Consider the following 18,836-nt stretch of genomic DNA (forward strand, 5'->3'; position numbering starts at 1 on the left):
AGGGAGTCGCCAGCCAACTTCAAGTGCTCGCGAAGGATTCGATATCGTGGAAAGGTTATCTGTGAGAGTGGATTGGTTTCTGAGCCTGATCCTGCTGTTGGCCATCGGCAGCAATTGCTGGTCAGATGATCTGGCGATGAATCTCTCCGTTCCGATTCCGTCACTCGATGCTCAGGGAGATCCTCAAGCGAGTGATACCCCGGTTGGTATGCAGCTGACGTTGGATCAGGCAGTGTCGATTGCTCTCCAAAATCATCCGTCCATTCACGAACGGAGCTCCAGTGTTGATCGATTCCGCGGTCTTCGATGGAATTCAACTCGGAAGCCCAACCCGACTGTCGGATATCAGGCGTCGGAGATTGGAGACAGCGGTCGGGCTGGTATGCAGGGCGTGTTCTACTCGCAAGAATTTGTCACTGCGAATAAGCTCGGCCTGAATGGACAAATTGGAGGGTGGGAAGTCGAGTCAGCCCGGTGGCAAACGGAAGTCCAAAGACTTCGCGTGATTGGTGATGTCCGACAGCGTTTCTATGATCTGCTCGCTGCCAGCAAGCGTGAAGAAATTCTCCACGTAATGGAAGCCATTCTTCAGGATGGAGTTTCGCTGACTCAGCAGCTTGTTCAGGCAGGTCAAGTGGGGCGAGGTGAGTTGCTACAGGCGCAACTCCGTTTGAAAGAAAACGAACTTCGTCATCAGAATGCCGGGACACAGGTTGTTGCCGCCAAGCGGGCTCTTGAAGTGGTTATGGGAGGTGCGCCGATCGAACTCAACCATGTTGTGGGTTCATTGAGCGAAGCGGTTCCGGAACTCGATTTCGATGTCGAACTTCCGAAGGCGATTGCCAGACATCCCGCTGTTGAAGCGGCACGTGCCGAAATGGTCCGTCATCAATGGGCCGTTCAACGGGAACAGGTTGAACCGATTCCCAACATTCAGTCTCAGGTCGGGGTCCAGTACGACAATGCTTCGTACGACACGATCGTCAACTTGCAGTTGGGATTCGAGTTGCCGGTGAACAATCGCAACACCGGACGAGTGGCCGCAGCATGTGCGGACTACGTGCAGGCGAGTTTCCGAGCCAAACGCCTTGAGTTGGCGCTTCGAGAAGAATTTGTGGAAGCTTTCCGCGAATACGGAGTCGCGCTGCAGACCCTGAAGCAGATCGAAAACGAGCTACTTCCACTTTCGCAAGAGAATCTGGAAACCGCCCAGACACTGTATAAAAGTGGAGAGATGTCTTATCTCGGTCTTTTGACGGCGCAGCAGTCGTACGTTGAGGTGTTGCTCACGCTGAATACTGCCCGGCAAGAAGCCTGGCAGGCGGTCTCTTTAATCGAGAACGGATTGCTGACCAACGCACTGACCACGCAATAAGTGATCTAAGTGCTTAAACTGTTGGGAAGCGATTGCTGCGAGTAACGGCAGCTCGAACAGGGAATGAAGTGAGTTCGAGTGACGGATGCGGAAACTCTGCGAGTCGATTAGACCCAGAATTCTTCGCCGCTCCAGTTCATCGGTGGAGTCGATTCGATCTCGCAATCGCCATTCACGCGTGTCTGGCAGGCGAGAGTCATGTCTTTCTCGTGACCAATGCGAGCGAACAACCACATTGGGTTCAGCAAGAGCAGGATCTTTTCCCACCAGCCTTTTCGCTTGAGCTGTTCGCCGCCTGATTTGACGATCACGCGGCAACTTCCGCACATGCCGTTTCCGTGGCAATTCAGATATTGATGAATCCCAGAATGCATCGGAATGCCGTTCTTATGGGCTTCACGACGAAGATTCGATCCTTCTGGAACGACAATCTTCTTGTTCTTCAGGTTCTTGAACGTAACGGTGGGCATGATCCTGAACCAGTCCCGCAGCTCTGAAGGAATACGAAAACGACCAATTTCAAGCGGCGATGTTAGTGTCAGTTTCGCGAAGATGCCAGTCGATTCAAAGCCGTTCCAGAATTTAGGAGTGGCCTCGGGGCTGACTGGCAGATTTCGCTTCGATTCGTCAGGAAATCAGTCCGCGTCGTTTCAATTCTGCGACGACTGTCCCCACAATTTTTCCGACGTCAGGGTCATTCGCGGCGGAGCCACCGGTTGGTGTCGGGCAACCTCCGACTGGCTGGTCGGTGAACCCGTGTTGCGAAAGCAGGCATTGCAGAGTGTTGGAGAGCGTTGACAGATCCGCCAGTTGTTCCGTCGACAGCGGTTGGCGTCCTCGCCCCATCTGGAATCCTCGCAATTCGACAGCTGCTCGGAATCCATCGGGGAACTCGGCCTGATAGATCATTGTGTCGAAGAGGGTGACCAGGTCGTACTGAATTTCCCGGGCAGCATCGATTTGGCCGGAAACAGTCAGGTCGTACAGTTTTCGAGTGACTTCCGGAACGACTCCACTCGAAGCGTTTGTGCCGCCATCGCAGCCGACCAGCAACATTGGCATCAGTGCTGCGTCCCAGCCTGTCAGGAAGCTGAATTCCGGCCGATTCGGTCGGACGGCCTGAATCATGCGGATCATGTGAGGGATTTCCCCCGAAGAATCTTTAATCGCGACAATTCGAGGGCATTCCTCGCTGAGTCGCTGCACGGTTGGAACATCGATTGGGCTCGCGAACATCGGGATGTTGTAGAGCGTTACGTCGATCGGAGTATTCTGGCCGATCTCACGAAAATAGGCGTAAACGGACGAAGGGCTCAGCTTGTAATAGAATGGAGCAACAATCGCGACCGCCCGAACTCCGAGGTCGGAGTAGTATTCGCACGCTTTGATTGTCTCGCGAACGTTGGCTTCTGCTGCACCTGCCAGAATCGGAACCCGACCGCGGTTCTGGTCGGCGATAATCTTGACAATCCGTCTTCGTTCTTCGGGGGTGAATCGAGTAAATTCCCCGGTCGAGCCGTTCGGATAGAGTCCGTGAACTCCTCGCTCGATGAGCCAGTCCACGTACCGGCGCAGTTCCGCTTCGTTAATATTCTGGTTCGAGTCGTATGGAACCAGATTGGGAGTGAAAATTCCGGAAAGTCGCTGTGGGTGCATGGTGGTTGCCGAAATGAGAGCTGTTTTCAGTGTGAGGTTCACGAAATCCTGCGAGCACACATGTTGAAAGTCAGGTTGAACCGCTACGGTGGGAATATTGTTTCAGCAGTGCCGTCTCGCTTTTGTTTCGAACACGTTTCGGGATTGATGGCAGTTGGCTCAGTCAACCTGATTCGCAAAGTCCCGGAATCATTTCCGAGACGAGTGTCCAAGTTGTGATTGCGGATGCGATCTGTCCCTTCGACCATTGCATGTGGTCTCTGTTGTCTTCACGTCAATTATTGTCTTGTGATGGTCATTCGGAATGTCCCTTTTGTGCCTCTCTCGTTCGGCAGGAACTCCATTCCGAAAAATCAATCTCTTTTGTTTGATGTCGGCATTGAATTTAAGAAACCTGCGGCCAAAATCGCTGCAGTGCTCGCTTAGCCTTTGCAGACTCCATTTGGAGCGTTCATCGTGAGTTCGCAACCTGTTTCCGTCGGCAGTCAAAACCTGTCTTTCGTCGAAGATCTCTTCTCAAGTTATCTCCTCGATCCGAATTCGGTCGACGTGGAATGGCGAGAGTATTTTGATTCTCTCAAAAATGGAGATGAACGACTCAGTGGCGGCTGGACAGCTTCCAGCCCATTTCCGTCGCGTTCAATGTTCAATCCTCCGGGACTCGGGACGGATATTCCTTATCAGGGGCCGGCCGGAAAACTGGACGAAGCAGCCCGTCAGGAGCGTCTCGACCAGTTAATTCGGAATTACCGTGTTCGTGGTCACATTCTGGCATCGGTCGACCCACTGGGATCCGAACGTCCGAGCCCTCCGGAACTGGACCCCGCATTCTACGGTTTCGGTGAGGACGATTTCGATCGAGAAGTCTCGACATCCTGGGTTGGTGGACCAGCGACGCGGACTCTGAGGGGGATCATCAACTGGTTGAAGCAGACATACTGCCGAAGCATCGGCGCGCAATTCTTCCACATCGACAGTTTGCAAGTTCGCCTGTGGCTCGCGCAGCGAATGGAAGAAACCGGAAATCGCATCAAACTCGAACGGTCAGAGCAGTTGCGAATTCTCCAAAGGCTGGCAGATGCCGTTGTCTTTGAAGAGTTTCTCGCTCGAAAGTTCGTGGGGGCCAAGAGTTTCTCTCTCGAAGGTGCGGAGAGTTTGATTCCTCTGCTCGATATGGCGATCGAGAAGGCAGGCAATCAGGGCGTTCGCGAGATTGTTATTGGGATGGCACACCGCGGTCGCTTGAATGTGCTCGCGAACATCATGGGCAAGAGTCCTCGCGTCATCTTCCGAGAGTTTGACGACGCAGACCCCGAGCTGCAAATTGGCCGCGGCGATGTCAAATACCATCTCGGTTACAGCTGGAACTGGGAAACTTCTCTCGGCAAGAGCGTTCACCTGTCGCTTTGTTTCAATCCGAGTCACCTCGAATTCGTGAATACAGTCGCACAGGGCCGAGTGCGGGCGAAAATGGATCGTGCTCGTGATTTCAAGCGGGAACTCGGAGCGGTCATTCTAATTCATGGTGATGCCGCTTTTGCCGGGGAAGGGATCGTTCAGGAGACGCTGAACCTCAGCGAATTGGCTGGCTATCGCACCGGCGGAACGATTCACATCATCGTCAACAATCAGGTCGGGTTCACCACAACTCCGCGTGAGGGGCGGTCGACGACTTATGCGACGGACGTCGCGAAGATGCTGCAAATCCCGATCTTCCATGTGAACGGTGAAGATCCGGAAGCTGTCGCGCAGGTTGTGAATCTTGCTCTCGATTTCCGCAAGAAGTTCAAACGCGACGTTGTGATCGATATGTATTGCTATCGACGACGAGGTCACAACGAGGGCGACGAGCCGTCATTCACTCAGCCTGTGATGTACAAAGAGATTCGCAAGCACCCGACAGTCTTTGAAGGGTACATGAACAGCTTGCTGAATTTGCGAGGAGTGACCCGCGAGGAAGCAGAGAAAATTGAAAAGGATCGTCGTGAACGACTCGAAGCAGAGTTGACCGAAGCTCGCCGCGACGACTTCATTCGATGTGTCGATCACTGGGGAGGAATCTGGGCTGGCTATCATGGCGGACCAGCGAAAGAAGCGGATTCTCCGATTACCGGGATGAATCGAGACAAGATGAGCCAGCTGATTCGTCGGCTCGTCGAACTTCCTGAAGGGTTCCGACCGCATCCGAAAGCTCAGCGAATTCTTGAAGCACGTCTGGCAATGGCCAATGGTGAACAGCCCCTCGACTGGGGATGTGCCGAGGTTCTTGCGATTGCTTCGATTCTCGATGAACATCGCCCGTTGCGCATGAGCGGTCAAGACGTTCGCCGAGGAACGTTCAGTCATCGACATGCCGTGCTCTATGATCTTGAGTCCGGCGAGGCGTTTGTCACGTTCAACAACATTATCAATGAACGTGGGTACGTGAATCTCCACAACAGTCCTCTCTCAGAAGCTGGCGTGCTCGGGTTTGAGTACGGTTACAGCCTCGACTGTCCGGAAGGTCTTGTCGTCTGGGAAGCGCAGTTCGGAGATTTCGTCAACGCTGCTCAGGTGATCATCGACCAGTTTATCGCCAGTGCAGAGGATAAGTGGGACCGTTTGAGCGGCCTCGTCATGCTTCTACCTCACGGCTTCGAAGGTCAGGGACCGGAGCACTCCAGTGCTCGACTGGAAAGATTCCTCAACCTCGCTGCCGAAGACAATATCCAAGTCTGCCAGCCAACAACGCCTGCACAGTTCTTCCACCTGCTTCGTCGACAGGTTCTCCGCAAGTGGAAGAAGCCGCTGATTGTGATGACGCCGAAGAGTCTGCTACGTCACAAAGATTGTGTTTCGTCGCTGGATGATCTTTCAGAAGGTCGATTCCGAAGCGTGCTGCCGGATCCTGAAGCTCCCAAGCCTGAGGATGTTAAACAGATTCTTCTCTGTAGCGGAAAGATCTACTACGACCTGATCGAGCGTCGGGCGGAGATCGGTGACAAGCATTCGATGATCGTTCGGATCGAGCAACTCTATCCGTTCCCGACGAAATGGATTCGCGAACTTCTCGCCCCGATCGCTGACGGAACTCCAGTCGCTTGGGTTCAGGAAGAACCATCGAATATGGGAGCGTGGGGGTTCCTTAGAATTCGGTTCGGCGAACGCTTCCTGAAGCGGTTCCCGTTCGAGCGAATCAGCCGACCAGCTTCGGCGAGCCCAGCGACCGGATCGTCACGGACTCACAAGTTCGAACAAGACTTGCTTCTCAAGGCAGCGTTTCAGATCGAAGACTAGCACGATGCTTCGAGTATAGAACTCGCTTGGACTGTCCGACTGCGTTTCGTTTGCGTGTGATCGCAACGGAAAAAGGGATGGTCTAAGCGGCGTTTGATCGGGCTTCCCGTTTGGGGAGCCGGAGGGTGAAAGTGGACCCTTGTCCCGGACCATCGCTGGCGACTTCGAGAGTTCCGTAATGGTCGGCGACGATTCGGTGCGTGATCGACAGGCCAAGCCCGGTTCCTTTGCCGATCTCTTTCGTCGTGAAGAACGGCTCAAAGATTTTTTGCCGTTGTTCCGGAGACATTCCACAGCCGTTGTCAGCGATGGTGATTTGGACATCGTCAACCAGTTCTTCGATGGAAATATCGACTTGTCCGCCAGAGGTGCAGGCATCCAGGCCGTTGGCCACGAGATTCAGAACTACCTGCTTGATTTCCGGTCCGTTGACCCAAGCGTGGAGCGGTTCCGTGCGATTCACGGTGACAGTTCGATCCTGGAATTTACTCAGGTGGCCGACCATCGAGGCGACTTCCTGAGCCACTGCGACGACGTCGTAGAGATTCCGTTCGTCGCCGTTTCCGTAAGAGAAGTCGAGTAGCTTTTTGGTGATCCGTTCACATCGCTCGGTCTCGGACTGAATCAACTGAAGATAATCGTGAACGCGTTTTCGGTCTTTCTCCGACATCGACTCGAGAACGTCATCGGTTAATCGACGTTCGAGTCCACTCGCGGCCGTCATAATGACTGTGAGCGGGTTGTTAATTTCGTGAGCTACACCCGAAGCAAGGAACCCAGCACCGGCGAGTCGTTCGGACTGCACCAGTTGCTTGCTTCGCTCGGCGATTTCGCGTTCTTTGTCTCGCTGGTCCTGTTCAATTTTCGCCGCCATTTTATTGAACGTTTGTCCCATTTGAGACAGTTCGCACGTTGTGTCTACCTTCAGGCGGAATCCGTAGTCTCCGCTCGAAATTTTGTCGACTCCGACAGTCAGTCGATGGATTGGGGCGAAAATCCATTTCCAGGTCCAGTAGCTGAGTAGAGAAAAGAGCGCCAGCGAAATGAGCCCCGTGGCCATCACCATCCGAAAGTGAAACTTATAGTCTTCGCTGGCTTCCTTGAGGCGTTCTCCGAGCCGGTTGGATGGGTCGGGGAGTTTTTCTGCAATTGACGTGAGTTCAGCGACGCATCGAATCACGTCCTGATGAAATTCCTGACGGAGTCTCGGGTCAAAAACGAAATCCTGTTCGGATCGCAGTTGGGCGAGTCGGTTATGAACCGTCAGAAACATTGAGTTGTAGGAACTCTCCTCGGGATAGCTCGGACGCAGGCTCTCCGGCAGGTTGTGACACTGTTGCTGAAACGTCGCCACGCGTTTCTCAACGTCGCTGAAAACCTGGCCAAAGTGACGGTATTGCGCTTTCGCAGCATCGATTTGAGAGGAAACCGGAGCGGTCGGACCGGGGATGGGTGCCTGAAGCGGTTTGACGAGCGATGTCAGCGTGGCAACCAGCTCGTCGCGTCGTGGGATATTGGTGATGCTCAATGCGAGATCACTCACCATCCGCCTGTAGGAGACAATTCCCAGGAGGCTGCTGACCGAGAAGAGGAGGAGCATCAGCACCACCAAAGCCAGGTTGATGCCCAGCTTGCGGCGCATCGAATTCGTCAACAGCACGATGGGGTCCTTCCTGTGTGCAGTTCGTAGATATCTTCCGGTGATCTGCTCGAGAAATTGTATCACGTTATTTTCGGATTCAATACCCCTTTTCCATTCTCGAGGGGGCAACCTGAGCCCAAAAATTCGGAGAGCGAGTTTTCGAACGCTGAACTCGCCTTGCTCGAACAAACCCGTACAATGCGGATCGATTATTGATTTGCCGAGAGTCGATCGCGAACGAGCGACACTCCTCGGAGGTTTCAATCAACGTGTTTTGATATCAGTTTTGTTCCCAACCGAGCAGTTCCCCCGGTCGATATGACATTGTTTCGCGGATTCGCTGATTCCCATGCTGCCTGTGATGGCTTCGTCTCGATCGGAAACTTCGATGGCGTTCATCTCGGCCATCAACAACTGCTGAAAGCATTGATCGAACAGGCGCGCGAAGCATCCGTTCCGAGTGTCGTGATGACGTTCGAACCGCATCCGATCCGACTTCTCCGACCGGAGCAAGCACCGCCTCGATTATCGACTCTCGAAGAAAAGTCACGGCTGATTCACAACTTCGGCGTCGATCACGTGATCGCGTATCCGACGGACATGGAACTGTTGAGTCTCGGCCCGGACGAGTTCTTTCGACGCGTGATTATCGAACAGTTGAATGCTCGCGGAATGGTCGAGGGGCCCAACTTCTTTTACGGAAAGATGCGAACCGGCTCGATTGATACGCTTCGGGCAGAGTGTCAGCAGCATTCGATAGACCTTCGCGTCATTCAGCCTGAGCAGCTGGGCGAAAAGATGGTCTCTTCCAGCTTGATTCGGAAGTCGCTGGCCAATGGGGATGTTCTTGACGCCAACTCCCAACTCGGCCGCCCGTATCAACTTCAGGGGAGAGTGACTCACGGTGAGCATCGAGGACGGCAGATTGGGTTTCCGACAGCCAATCTGACGGAGATCGAGACGATCATCCCGGCCGAGGGGGTTTACGCCTGCGTGGCGACCACGGACGATGGAGATTTCCCGGCCGCGGTGAGCGTTGGCCGAAACCCGACTTTCTCAGGGGATGAGAAGAAGGTGGAAGCGCATTTGATCGGCTTCCAGAAGGACTTGTACTCCACGTTGCTGACGTTGAAGTTTCTTGATCGACTGCGGGGGCAGGTGGCTTTCGAAGGGCGCGAACAACTCGAACAGCAGATTCGCAAAGATGTCGCTGCCACGAGTGAAGCGGTTCTCAAGTTCCTCGAAAACTGATCGGTCGCGGCTGAGTCGAGCGTCTTTCCATCGCGGGCATCAATCTGAGTTTGAAAATCCCATCTAACTTTCACCAGTGCAGTCGGTGAATGTCTGGCTGAGTAGCAGGATCATTTCGAACCATTGAATGCGCCGAGCAGCGAGTTCAAGAGGAGTTCCCTGCAAGCGAGCAGTCTGTTCGCACAGGTCAACGAATCCGTTCGGATTCCAGCCGGAACTCGTCAGTTTCACATTCCATTGGTCGGATTGCGAGTCGTCTGTGTTGTCGAAGACGTCGCAAGCGATCTCTGCGAGTTGTGGAAAACATGGGTGCTCCCCGACACGCCGAAACCAATATTTGGAGTTGTGATAATCGGGCTCTCGACGATGCATAATCCCATGCCAGTAATCACCTGCGACATGAACGCCGTCGCCCTGACAATGCTGTGATTCGACGTGACTCGGTTCGAGTTGATCATGGATCTGAAGCAATCCAGCCCGAATCGCATGTTCGTCCGGGGCAGAGATTACGCGCTCTGGTCGGAACGTTGAAATGCGACTTCGAAGCCAGGAAGGAAGTCGTCGGTGCGAGGGAGCCAGGTCCGGAAGTTCCGGAGCCAAAAACTGATTGGAGAGAATTGTATCGCGAACGGCCAGCGATGAGTTGTCCGTCGCTAGATCTTCCCAGAGGTTCTGGCTTTCAATCAGCTGAGCCGATTCTTGCGGGACCAGAACGAATGCGGTGTTTGTGACTGGTCCGATGAGTGGTGCAAGTACGCGGGGAAGGCGGTGCCACGTCCACTCGCCTTCGGCTCCGATCGGGACGAGTGTGATTTCTTGTCGCTGGGTTGCTGATTCGAGGACCTCTGTCGGAATCGCTTCCGTGAGTTTCTGATGTTGTGAATGTCCCAGTATCCAGAACGAAACTGCTTCGGAGTCGGAAGGAGCCGATGCTGGGGCTCCGGTGATAGGATCGCAGGAGAGGAATTGGGGACGAGCAGTTGTCATCAGTCAATTTCCGATGGGGAGCAAACAGGTTCGTGGCATCAACTTCGAGGAGATGTCGGGTGATGAGTTGAGACGCTGGTCGAACGTGTTGAACGCTCAGGTTGCTCCCGGTGACTGTGAATCGAGCGGTCTTCGAAACACTTACGGTTCAGAGTAAACGAGAACGCCGATTAGACCATTTTCAGAGTTTGGCTGCACCCACATGATCGCATTCTGTGCGATGAAAGCTGCGAATGCTGAGGCAAATTCGCCATGACCGCCTTAATACCGTCACTAAAGAGTGACTGAACCGGTCGAGTTCGAGATGGCATCCTCAATGGATTTGATCAACTGATCAACGATAAACGGCTTATAGAGCGTTTTTCGCATTCCCATTTCTCGGCATTTGACGAGTGTGTGCTCGCCGTCGTAGCCGAATCCGGTCATCAGCATGATTGGAAGATGTTCGTGAATCTCGCGCAGCGAGCGGAACATCTCGGAGCCCTTCATATCAGGCGGGCTTTTGTCAGCGATGACGACGTGATACGCGAAAGTTCGGACCATTCGGAGAGCTTCATCAGCAGTCCGAACCGCATCGACGGTCATGTCGTACTGCTCCATGATTTCGTGAGCACTCTTGCGGACTTCGACGTCCATGTCGACCACAAGAACTCGCTTGCCAATCAGGTGCGGATGAGCGTTTCCGAGCTTCGGTGAGCGAACGCTCTCGGCATTGCAGTTCACGCTGTTGTCGCGGATGAGTTTGCGAATGTCTTGTGTGTGATTCAATATTCGCCGAATTCTGTCGCTGGTTTCGGAGTCGCCAGCGCTAAAGCGTTCGAACATCCAACATGTGTCGGAAAGGATTTCGTCGACAGGATCTGCGACTTCGCAAAGCATCCGCTTCGTGCTGGCTGCGATCGACGTTTCTTTCTCGACTTCCAGCAACTCGAGTGTATTCAAAGCAATCGCAACTTCCCGACAAAACAGCTCGACAAAACGAAGGTCCGTCGCTGTGAAGGCTCCCGGTTGTGGGCTTTCCACGTTAAATGTTCCGAGAATCAAATCGTGCCGAATCAGAGGCACCGTCAGCGAGCTCTTGGCTCCAGCTGCTCCGGGAAGATAGAGCGGATCGTTTGTTGTGTCTTCGCACAGATAACTCTTGCCGGTCGAGGCGACGAAACCGGTAACTCCGTTACCTTGCGGGGAGGCCAGAAGTTCGCGAGTTGCTGCGGTCGGGTCCATTCCGAAATCAAGCAGCGGTTTCAGGTGACCGGTTTCCTGGTCGACGATCCGAATCTCGACGGTGTCGAACTCGAGGAGTTCCTGGGTGTAGTAGAGCAGTTTGGATTTGAGCAGCTCGACGCGTTCATGAGTCGACAGGTCGAGGACGTCTTCCCGATCAAGATCGCCGAGATCGAGCCCTGCCTGATGAACGGCGTCCAGCTTCTGCTGCTGAAGAACTTCGTCTGACGTTTCACGAAGAGTTGCCAGAAGCAGTTTCCCGCCCGAAGGGGAATTTCCCGGGATGGGGGTGACTGTGAATTCAAAGAATGATTTCTCGTCGAGCCGGACGGTTGTTTTCGCTTGTTTCCCCGTCGCCATGACTGAATTGACCGGACAGAAATCCGGTCCGACGATCTGTGCCTGACTCCACAAGTCGAATAACTTGGGGAGCGAGACTTCTCCGTTGACGGGGATGTTCAAGAGTCGATGGGCAGCCCGATTGGCCCAGACAATTTGCTCGTATTGATCGATCTTCAGGACGGCGTCGGGTAGTTGGGCCAGAAGCGAGGCGCAATCGATCGTCTCTGTGATGGAGTTCGAATGGCCTGGGACCAGACAATACTCGGGTGGATTCGGACCCGTCAGCCGACTGATTGCTTCAGCCACACTGTTTACCTCGGTCAGGCGGTAGTGCGAGAACAATCCCGGCGCTACCGAAGACATGGGGGACTCGCCATCGGAGAGAATCAGAAGTTCAGGTTGCTCGGACACGGATGCCCCAACTTCCATCGAAACAGTCCACCCAAACGGTAATGCGATACGACAGGGAGCGTCGATCTCGAGAGATACGTCAATCACTCTCCTATCGGTTGTATCGGTCGATTCTGTTTGAGTCTAGACTGGTGACCACCGGAATCACTCCGAGTTTCAAAATATTCTAGAAATCAAATGAAGTTCATGAGAAATTTGGATCACGTTTTCCGTTCGGGAACGCACTCGAAAATCACGCACAACGCGACTGATCAATAATTCGGCGTCGAGTACGTGTTGACAAGTCCTCACTTGCTCGTTGATCCCATGAAACCAGCTTCGAAATCGACTTGAGCAGACTCATGATCTCGGCTTTTGGAGAGTGAATGTCGCATACGCGATTGGGGACAATCATCTGGCAGGCAGCTCTCTCCAGCACTTCGCGAAGTTTGACCGACTCGCTGCTTTCAGCTGGATTGCGATCCTTGAGAAACTGCTCATAACGAGACGCATCGTGAATGAAATGTTCCGACCAGAATGTGTTCCCTCGAGCAGCCAGAAGTTGATCAGTCCAGGCGCTCAATCGTCGCTGGAGTTTGAGGATTTGAAGGTGGTCTGACTCGCTGAGATTCGTCCGAGCAGCGAGCATTGATTCTTCGACGACCTTCTTGAAAGCACCGAGCCAAAGCGGGTGGTCTCCATGTTCGATTCCCGGAAGCTCCAGCGAGTCAGCCGAGAGCATTTCAGAGCATGTCAGTCGAAGACAAAATTCCAAGACGAGCAGGTCTTCGCAGAGTCTTCGAGCTGTCTCGCTGTCAATCGCGGGAGAGCCGAGAGTCGCGTGGACGTTTTGATTCAGCTGCGTTGTCAACGAGTCAATCAAACTCGCCAGTTCGAGGCGGTCGACGAGATCGCTGGTCGACGGAGTGTTTGAAAGCTGCCGACCTCGGTGAGCGAGTAGAACTGTAAAATCTGCAATCGTTCGGAGATTCATTGACGGAACTTCATATCGCTGGGGCAAATTGATGGATCGCCGCTTCGAAACGTGTTCGATGCAATTTGCGGAAACGCAATCTTGATTCCGCTCGATGGAAAATGAGTTTTTCCTCCTCTGAGGAGGCTGGGAAGCTGATCGGGAATCTACGCTATCTCCTTACGGGAAAACCCTTAGGGCAATTCGTGTAGATGTGAGCGATGACCGAATCGAAGAGGCTACCGCGTTGCAAAAAAGCATCGTGATGCTGTCACGCAACAGGTCTTTCGACAGCAATCCGGCTGAAGGATGCCGTTCGGCAAGCTTGGCGGAAACAGGGATGAACGTTTCGGCAAAATCGACAGATCGGCGGTCAAAGCGTTCGGCGGCCCTGTTTTGGGGTTTAGAAGCCGATGGCTGAATTGTTATCTTTCCGCTCCCCCGGATTTCCAATTGTCAGCAGCGAGGGCGACTCCTCCTGCGACATCAATTCCCGGATCACCCCCGGTCCTTGCGATCAAGACGATCGTGATTTCGAATGAATTCCTTTTCATCGCAACCGCAGGAAGTGGAGATGAACAGAATCAAAACGATTGCTGCCGCGATCCTTATTGTGCTTCCCATGATCTCTTCGGGATGTCAGGCATTGCAGTCTGTTTCTATTTGGCCCGGGTCCACTGAGCTCCCTGCTCAGTCCGAATAGGGATCAAGCACTTGTTGAAACGGTCTTCGCGAATTCGCTCAAGCAAGGTCGACCAGGACCAGATCGATCAATCCAATCGAGAACTCAGGCAAGTGCAACTTACGAGAGAAAGAGTCATGAAGAGGTCGCTTTCAATTTGCCTGATCGCATGGGGAGCGATGTTCCTGTCTGGCTGTACCGTTGGGAACACGTGGTTTCAGATGAACAGCAATTCCCCGATGCCATTCTTTGGGTTCGATTTGCTTCCTCGTCGGTCAACCAGTGCCAAGTTTGATCCGTCTCAAGCCCATCTGGTCAAAGACTCTCAAAGCGACCGGGCTGCGACATCAACCGTTTCTCCGGGACTCGCTTCGAGCTCTCCGAATAAGGCGACGGGAGAGCTCCGATTGCGACGCATTTCGGATTTTCTCACTGGCAATCGCGAAGAAGAAATCGATCTGACTGGCCCGCAGTATCCGTTTGCTCCGTAGAGCAAGTTGCTCTTTCCTGTGCACTCGCTTGCACTGTTTCAGAAGTTAGAAGGCGATGCTTGCTCGTGCGAGATCGTGCACACAAAGTCAGAAAATGCTCCAGGTTTAGCTTTCTTCTCCTCAATGTTCAGTCATCAGTTCGCAGAATCAGCTTCCATCCATGGATCAGCAGCAGGGATGAGTGTGTGATCCGCTGAGATTGTGTGCGGAAGCCAGATGACTGCGACCGGCTCTGCAGAAATGTCGCTTTTGCGAGGTTTGATCAAATACTCTTCGATTTGGATTTCTTCATCTGAATACTCTTCGCGAATCTCGTCGAGTTGCTCGTTGAGTTCCGCTTCCAGGTCGTGAACATCCTGAAGCAGCTTGTCGACTTCAGCTTCAGCTCTTCGGATGTCTCCGCGTTGATTCGCAGCTCGCGATGCGGAGCGCATGCTTGTTCCAGCACGGGAGACGTTCGTGCTGCTGAATGTCTTTCGCCCGAACAATGCTCCCAGAATTGACGTTCCGATGGAGACCGCTGCAGAAACCGTCGCAGAATTGGCTTGCTCTTTTTCTTCTTCAACGCGGTGCTCGGCCTTTCGGACACGCTCTTGCAGCGTTTGCATCTTTGACTCGTATTTCTTGCGAAGCTTGGCGATTTCGAGGTCGCGTTTTTCTCGTGCAAGTTGGCGAATTTGAGCCCGAAAGTCACCTTCTCGGTCTTCTGGCCGGGAATACTTATCGAGATCGTCGCAGAAGAGAAGATGGAGACGTTGTTCTCGATACAGATACGTTTTGAAGGAAGCACTCCAGCTTCTGTAAGACGTTTTGCGACCACATGATTTCGGAGTACCGGTGTAACGCACTCCGTCAGCGACACGCGCGTCCTTTTCGAAGTCGTGACCTGAACTCAACGTGCCGCTCGACCATGGATCACGTGGGACGGAAACGGTTTCGCTCAACGGAACAATACAACTGATGTCTCGCCAGCAATCGACGTTCGACTTCGAGTCGACGTAGTGGACTGTTCCCTGCGCGAGCAAAGCGGGGGTGTAGACGATTTGTGCATCCCGAGAAACATCTCTTCGAACCGCAATGTGAAACTCTTTGATGTCAGGCGGAAGAATCGGCTTCAGTGTTTCGTACTTTGAGTCAACGACCTGCTCCGGGGTGATCTCTGTCTTCGCTGGCTCGGATTGATCTTCGGCTTGCTGTTCTTTGAACGGAGTCATCAGGTCGGAGATCTGTTTCCGGGTCATCGGACCACTCAGGTACGAAAGCACCCATCGAGTCTGCATCAGAACGGGATGGTCTTCGTGAACGTTGTTCAGCAGAAAGACGCGACTGCCGACGCCTGAGAGTGTCTGCTCGATTTTCTTTCTGTCGAAGAGAACGCCCGCAGAAGCGGAGGCTCCCTCGAGCCCGTCTAGAACGCGCTGCTGATCTCGTTGTGTTTGAAGTCGACCCAAGAACCACGTTCCCGCGTTGGAGAGGGCTTTGTAATCGAGGTCGACAGGATTCTGCGTCGAGAGGATCAATCCCAGCCCGAATGCTCGAGCTTGTTTCAGAAGCGTCAGCATCGGAATTTTGGACGGCGGATTCGCTGTTGGAGGGAGGTATCCGAAGACTTCGTCCATGTAGAGAATGGCGCGCAGGCTCGATGTTCCCGGTTGGGCCCGCATCCAGGAAACGAGTTCGTTCAACAGCAACGTAACGAAGAACATCCTTTCTTGATCGTTAAGGTGAGCGATCGACAAAATCGCGAGCCGAGGTTTGCCTTCGTCGTTGTACAAGAGATTCTGAATGTTCATCGGTTCGCCGTGTGTCCAGGCAGCGAATGATGGAGAGGCCAGAATGTTGTTGATTGTCATCGCCAGTTGCAGACGATCTTTCGCAGGGAAAATAGTCTCGAGATCCATGACCCCGATTTTGTCGAACGGAGGTTTTTGAATCTCACCGATCAGAGCCGGCAGATTGAGGTTTCGTCCCTGTCGCCACGCAGAGTCGAGAATGTTCGACAGCAGAATGTGTTCTCGGCTTTGAATTGGATCGGCATCGACACCCAGCAGTGTCAGCAGTCCAGAAACCGCATTTGAGACGCGCTCCCGCATAACGTCCTTACTGTCTCGGACTTGTTCTGGCGGAGCGTCGAAGGACTTGAGAACCGAGATGGGAATTCCAGCATCACTTCCGGGAGTAAAGATCGCGACCTCGGCCGCATCGCGCAGCTTCTGAATTCGCTCGGGTTGTTGATCCCAATCCGCGAGTCCAGATTTCCATTGCTCCGCTTTGTCGGCAGCATATTCTTCAGGTGTTCTTCCAGCTCGGCTGGCCGCATCCTTATCGATCCAGGGAAGAAAGTCTTCGGCGGCGAGTTTCGGAAAGTTGAGCAACAGATTCCCCATGTCTCCTTTCGGATCGATGATCAACGCGGGGATTCCATCAATGGCTGCCTCTTCGAGCAGCGTTACTCCGAGTCCGGTTTTTCCGCTTCCGGTCATTCCGACGATGACAGCATGCGTCGTGAGATCTTTGGCGTCGTACATGACGAAGTCGGGCTGTAACGACGATGATTCGAGGTCGTATTCCCGACCGAGATAAAACGCTCCAAGCTTCTCGTAGTCAAACATGTCAAATGTCTTTCGTCGCTGCGGAAACTAATCGGCGATCTGGGTTTGTCGCTCTACACTTGCGAAGTGACGCAAGGATGCAGATGAGATAACGGCCGACGGATTGTCTGTTAGGATCGGAATGAGGTGCCTGACTTGCGAAACCGTAGCGAAGTGCGCCACTTCGAGACAAGATTGCGATCATTGAGAACTGTTCGAAAGTCTGTTTCCCGAATGGCTTTGCTTCAGTTGAGCGGTGGGAGAACGACTGTTCGAAGGAACCGATGTGTCAGTCAGAACGGAATCGAATCGTGAAATGCTTCTAATCGGCAATGCACGCATTGTCCGCGCGCAATTGTCCGCACTTTCGGCGCACGATGACTTGATGAAACCGAACCCCGGCCAACTTCGTTAAATCGATGGGACGACGCTTCGTAAACTCTCGATAGACAAGACCATCAGGACACGGAGAAGGACCAGGGAAATACTCTTAGTGGGTCTCGAAATCGGCACGGTTGGAAAATGTTGATCGCTATCACGCATGGCGACAGCGGCCTGAGTTTGGCAGGAGATCCTGGGTTGAGTCGTTCTTATTTGGCAGTTCGGCATCTGTTGAGACAGTTGGAACTAAAGAAAAACTCGGAAAAGCGAAAAGCCATCGTTCCGCATTGGTTTGGAGGATTTGTCGATCAGGTATCGGAACTCTTTGAACCGTTCAGTGGTGTTGCTCGTGTTGGATACGAGTGCACTCAAGCTGAATCGGGGTGGGAAGTCTCCATGTTCTTAGGTCAGAACGAAACAGTTGGAGGAGCTGACGATGGACAACTTCAAGCTGTCAACTTTCGCTTCAACCTGAAGTGTCTCTCCGATTGTTTTGATTCTGTGGAAAGCATCCATTGGAATGCTTTTCCTCGACAAGATTTAATGACGGCTGATTCCGTCGATCTTTCGTTTTTGACCGTGATCGGCGAGGTTCAATCTTCGGTGGTTAAGCTGCAATTGCACGCCTCTCCACCGATGGCTGTCGGTCCAGCGATGAGGCATTATCCCGACGGACGTGTGGAACTCGTTTAGAGCACTTTCAGATTCGGACAACACTTTCTCGCACAAGCAAACTCAGCCTTTTTAGTTAGCGATGCAGCACAAGAAAGAGCAACATGCTCTAGCCGGTTGATCGAACACAATTCGAAACAGAGCGCGACCTTGTCTGGGTCACTCTAGATCACAAAGACCTGCATTTAGGCGACTGCAGGTCTTTGTGATTTTCTACAGCGAGTTCCGGCCTGATTCGTTCTCTTTCAGGCAGCAATCAGAGCGAATTCGGCATTGAGACCGGCTATTGCTCGCATTCGGAGCATCTCACCGGCTATCGTGTTCTGATTGAAGTCCGGTCAGGCAGTTCGGGCCCAGGCTGTCTCGAATGTTCGCTGTGAAAGATGGAGTGCTGCGAAGTGGCCAAAACGAAGAAGAAACGACGCGAAGATCTTAAGAAAGGGGAAGTCCTCTGTTCTTACTGCACTGCAAAGTGTTGCCGGTATTTCGCGTTTCCCATCGATGCTCCAAAGAAGCGACAGGACTACGATTACCTGCGCTGGTTCCTTTTGCACGGTCGAGTCGCCATTTTCGTCGAGGATGATACGTGGTATCTGATGGTGTATGCCGACTGTAAACATCTGCAGGAGGACCATCGCTGCGGGATCTACGAAGATCGTCCACAGATTTGTCGCGACTACACGACCGACAACTGTGAATACGAAGATGATGCTCTCTACGACAAATTCTTCGAAACTCCCGAGCAGATTTGGGAATATGCACAGGCGATCCTGCCGGCCAGTCAGGGGCGAACATTCTCGTCCGAACCGATGTCTGCGAGGGAAGTTGTCCTTCCGGTTCTCGGGTGACTTCTCAGTGACTTTTTCGAAAGTGTGTTCCGATCGCTTCGTAGCGACTTGCTTT

13 protein-coding genes are annotated in these 18,836 nt (G+C 53.2%); 6 read left to right on the forward strand and 7 right to left on the reverse strand.

Translation table 11 applies throughout. The features are described 5' to 3' along the window. Positions 1 to 61 precede the first annotated feature (61 nt). Complete coding sequence (locus tag AB1L42_RS08400; RefSeq protein WP_367053271.1) at positions 62 to 1,375, forward strand: TolC family protein; 1,314 nt, start codon at positions 62 to 64, stop codon at positions 1,373 to 1,375. A 107-nt stretch (positions 1,376 to 1,482) separates the two neighbouring features. Here the strand turns inward: AB1L42_RS08400 and AB1L42_RS08405 are convergent, their stop codons facing one another. Both AB1L42_RS08405 and AB1L42_RS08410 read right to left on the reverse strand, forming a co-directional pair. Beyond that, entirely contained in the window at positions 1,483 to 1,845 is a 363-nt protein-coding gene (locus tag AB1L42_RS08405) for a 2Fe-2S iron-sulfur cluster-binding protein (RefSeq protein WP_367053273.1), read from the reverse strand. Between the two features lie 157 nt (positions 1,846 to 2,002). Continuing rightward, the gene (locus AB1L42_RS08410; protein ID WP_367053275.1) at positions 2,003 to 3,031 is read right to left on the reverse strand and encodes a dihydrodipicolinate synthase family protein; all 1,029 of its coding nucleotides are present in this window, start codon (positions 3,029 to 3,031) and stop codon (positions 2,003 to 2,005) included. Positions 3,032 to 3,487: 456 nt separating this feature from the next. On the opposite strand from AB1L42_RS08410, the gene AB1L42_RS08415 reads away from it, so the two are divergent. Further along, positions 3,488 to 6,307, forward strand: coding sequence for a 2-oxoglutarate dehydrogenase E1 component (locus tag AB1L42_RS08415; RefSeq protein WP_367053277.1), 2,820 nt, complete (start codon positions 3,488 to 3,490; stop codon positions 6,305 to 6,307). A gap of 82 nt (positions 6,308 to 6,389) precedes the next feature. Here the strand turns inward: AB1L42_RS08415 and AB1L42_RS08420 are convergent, their stop codons facing one another. Next, positions 6,390 to 7,967 carry a HAMP domain-containing sensor histidine kinase gene (locus AB1L42_RS08420; RefSeq protein WP_367053280.1) on the reverse strand — a complete coding sequence of 526 codons (1,578 nt, stop codon included), beginning with the start codon at positions 7,965 to 7,967 and terminating at the stop codon, positions 6,390 to 6,392. Positions 7,968 to 8,267: 300 nt separating this feature from the next. Between AB1L42_RS08420 and AB1L42_RS08425 the strand changes: the two genes are divergently transcribed. Next, positions 8,268 to 9,200, forward strand: a complete 933-nt coding sequence (locus tag AB1L42_RS08425; protein ID WP_367053282.1) for a bifunctional riboflavin kinase/FAD synthetase — start codon at positions 8,268 to 8,270, stop codon at positions 9,198 to 9,200. A 63-nt stretch (positions 9,201 to 9,263) separates the two neighbouring features. Here the strand turns inward: AB1L42_RS08425 and AB1L42_RS08430 are convergent, their stop codons facing one another. From AB1L42_RS08430 to AB1L42_RS08440, 3 genes are all read right to left on the reverse strand, one after another. After that, complete coding sequence (locus tag AB1L42_RS08430) at positions 9,264 to 10,187, reverse strand: hypothetical protein (RefSeq protein ID WP_367053284.1); 924 nt, start codon at positions 10,185 to 10,187, stop codon at positions 9,264 to 9,266. A 273-nt stretch (positions 10,188 to 10,460) separates the two neighbouring features. Next, positions 10,461 to 12,164, reverse strand: coding sequence for a response regulator (locus AB1L42_RS08435; RefSeq protein ID WP_367053287.1), 1,704 nt, complete (start codon positions 12,162 to 12,164; stop codon positions 10,461 to 10,463). A 232-nt stretch (positions 12,165 to 12,396) separates the two neighbouring features. Beyond that, the gene (locus tag AB1L42_RS08440) at positions 12,397 to 13,137 is read right to left on the reverse strand and encodes a hypothetical protein (RefSeq protein WP_367053289.1); all 741 of its coding nucleotides are present in this window, start codon (positions 13,135 to 13,137) and stop codon (positions 12,397 to 12,399) included. Positions 13,138 to 13,935: 798 nt separating this feature from the next. Between AB1L42_RS08440 and AB1L42_RS08445 the strand changes: the two genes are divergently transcribed. Then, positions 13,936 to 14,289, forward strand: coding sequence for a hypothetical protein (locus tag AB1L42_RS08445; RefSeq protein ID WP_367053291.1), 354 nt, complete (start codon positions 13,936 to 13,938; stop codon positions 14,287 to 14,289). A 134-nt stretch (positions 14,290 to 14,423) separates the two neighbouring features. Here the strand turns inward: AB1L42_RS08445 and AB1L42_RS08450 are convergent, their stop codons facing one another. Beyond that, on the reverse strand, positions 14,424 to 16,901 hold the full coding sequence (locus AB1L42_RS08450; RefSeq protein ID WP_367053293.1) for a DUF87 domain-containing protein: 2,478 nt from the start codon (positions 16,899 to 16,901) through the stop codon (positions 14,424 to 14,426). 501 nt (positions 16,902 to 17,402) lie between these two features. On the opposite strand from AB1L42_RS08450, the gene AB1L42_RS08455 reads away from it, so the two are divergent. Then, entirely contained in the window at positions 17,403 to 17,954 is a 552-nt protein-coding gene (locus tag AB1L42_RS08455) for a hypothetical protein (RefSeq protein ID WP_367053295.1), read from the forward strand. 377 nt (positions 17,955 to 18,331) lie between these two features. After that, the gene (locus tag AB1L42_RS08460) at positions 18,332 to 18,781 is read left to right on the forward strand and encodes a YkgJ family cysteine cluster protein (protein ID WP_367053297.1); all 450 of its coding nucleotides are present in this window, start codon (positions 18,332 to 18,334) and stop codon (positions 18,779 to 18,781) included. The last annotated feature ends 55 nt before the right edge of the window (positions 18,782 to 18,836 follow it).

Source organism: Thalassoglobus sp. JC818 (genome assembly GCF_040717535.1).
Classification (GTDB): Bacteria; Planctomycetota; Planctomycetia; order Planctomycetales; family Planctomycetaceae; genus Thalassoglobus.

Coding starts and splice junctions, on each gene's coding strand:
- AB1L42_RS08405 (WP_367053273.1), bottom strand. CDS start 1,845: ATGCCCACCGTTACGTTCAAGAACCTGAAGAACAAGAAGATTGTCGTT.
- AB1L42_RS08410 (WP_367053275.1), bottom strand. CDS start 3,031: ATGCACCCACAGCGACTTTCCGGAATTTTCACTCCCAATCTGGTTCCA.
- AB1L42_RS08425 (WP_367053282.1), top strand. CDS start 8,268: ATGACATTGTTTCGCGGATTCGCTGATTCCCATGCTGCCTGTGATGGC.
- AB1L42_RS08430 (WP_367053284.1), bottom strand. CDS start 10,187: ATGACAACTGCTCGTCCCCAATTCCTCTCCTGCGATCCTATCACCGGA.
- AB1L42_RS08440 (WP_367053289.1), bottom strand. CDS start 13,137: ATGAATCTCCGAACGATTGCAGATTTTACAGTTCTACTCGCTCACCGA.
- AB1L42_RS08445 (WP_367053291.1), top strand. CDS start 13,936: ATGAAGAGGTCGCTTTCAATTTGCCTGATCGCATGGGGAGCGATGTTC.
- AB1L42_RS08450 (WP_367053293.1), bottom strand. CDS start 16,901: ATGTTTGACTACGAGAAGCTTGGAGCGTTTTATCTCGGTCGGGAATAC.
- AB1L42_RS08455 (WP_367053295.1), top strand. CDS start 17,403: ATGTTGATCGCTATCACGCATGGCGACAGCGGCCTGAGTTTGGCAGGA.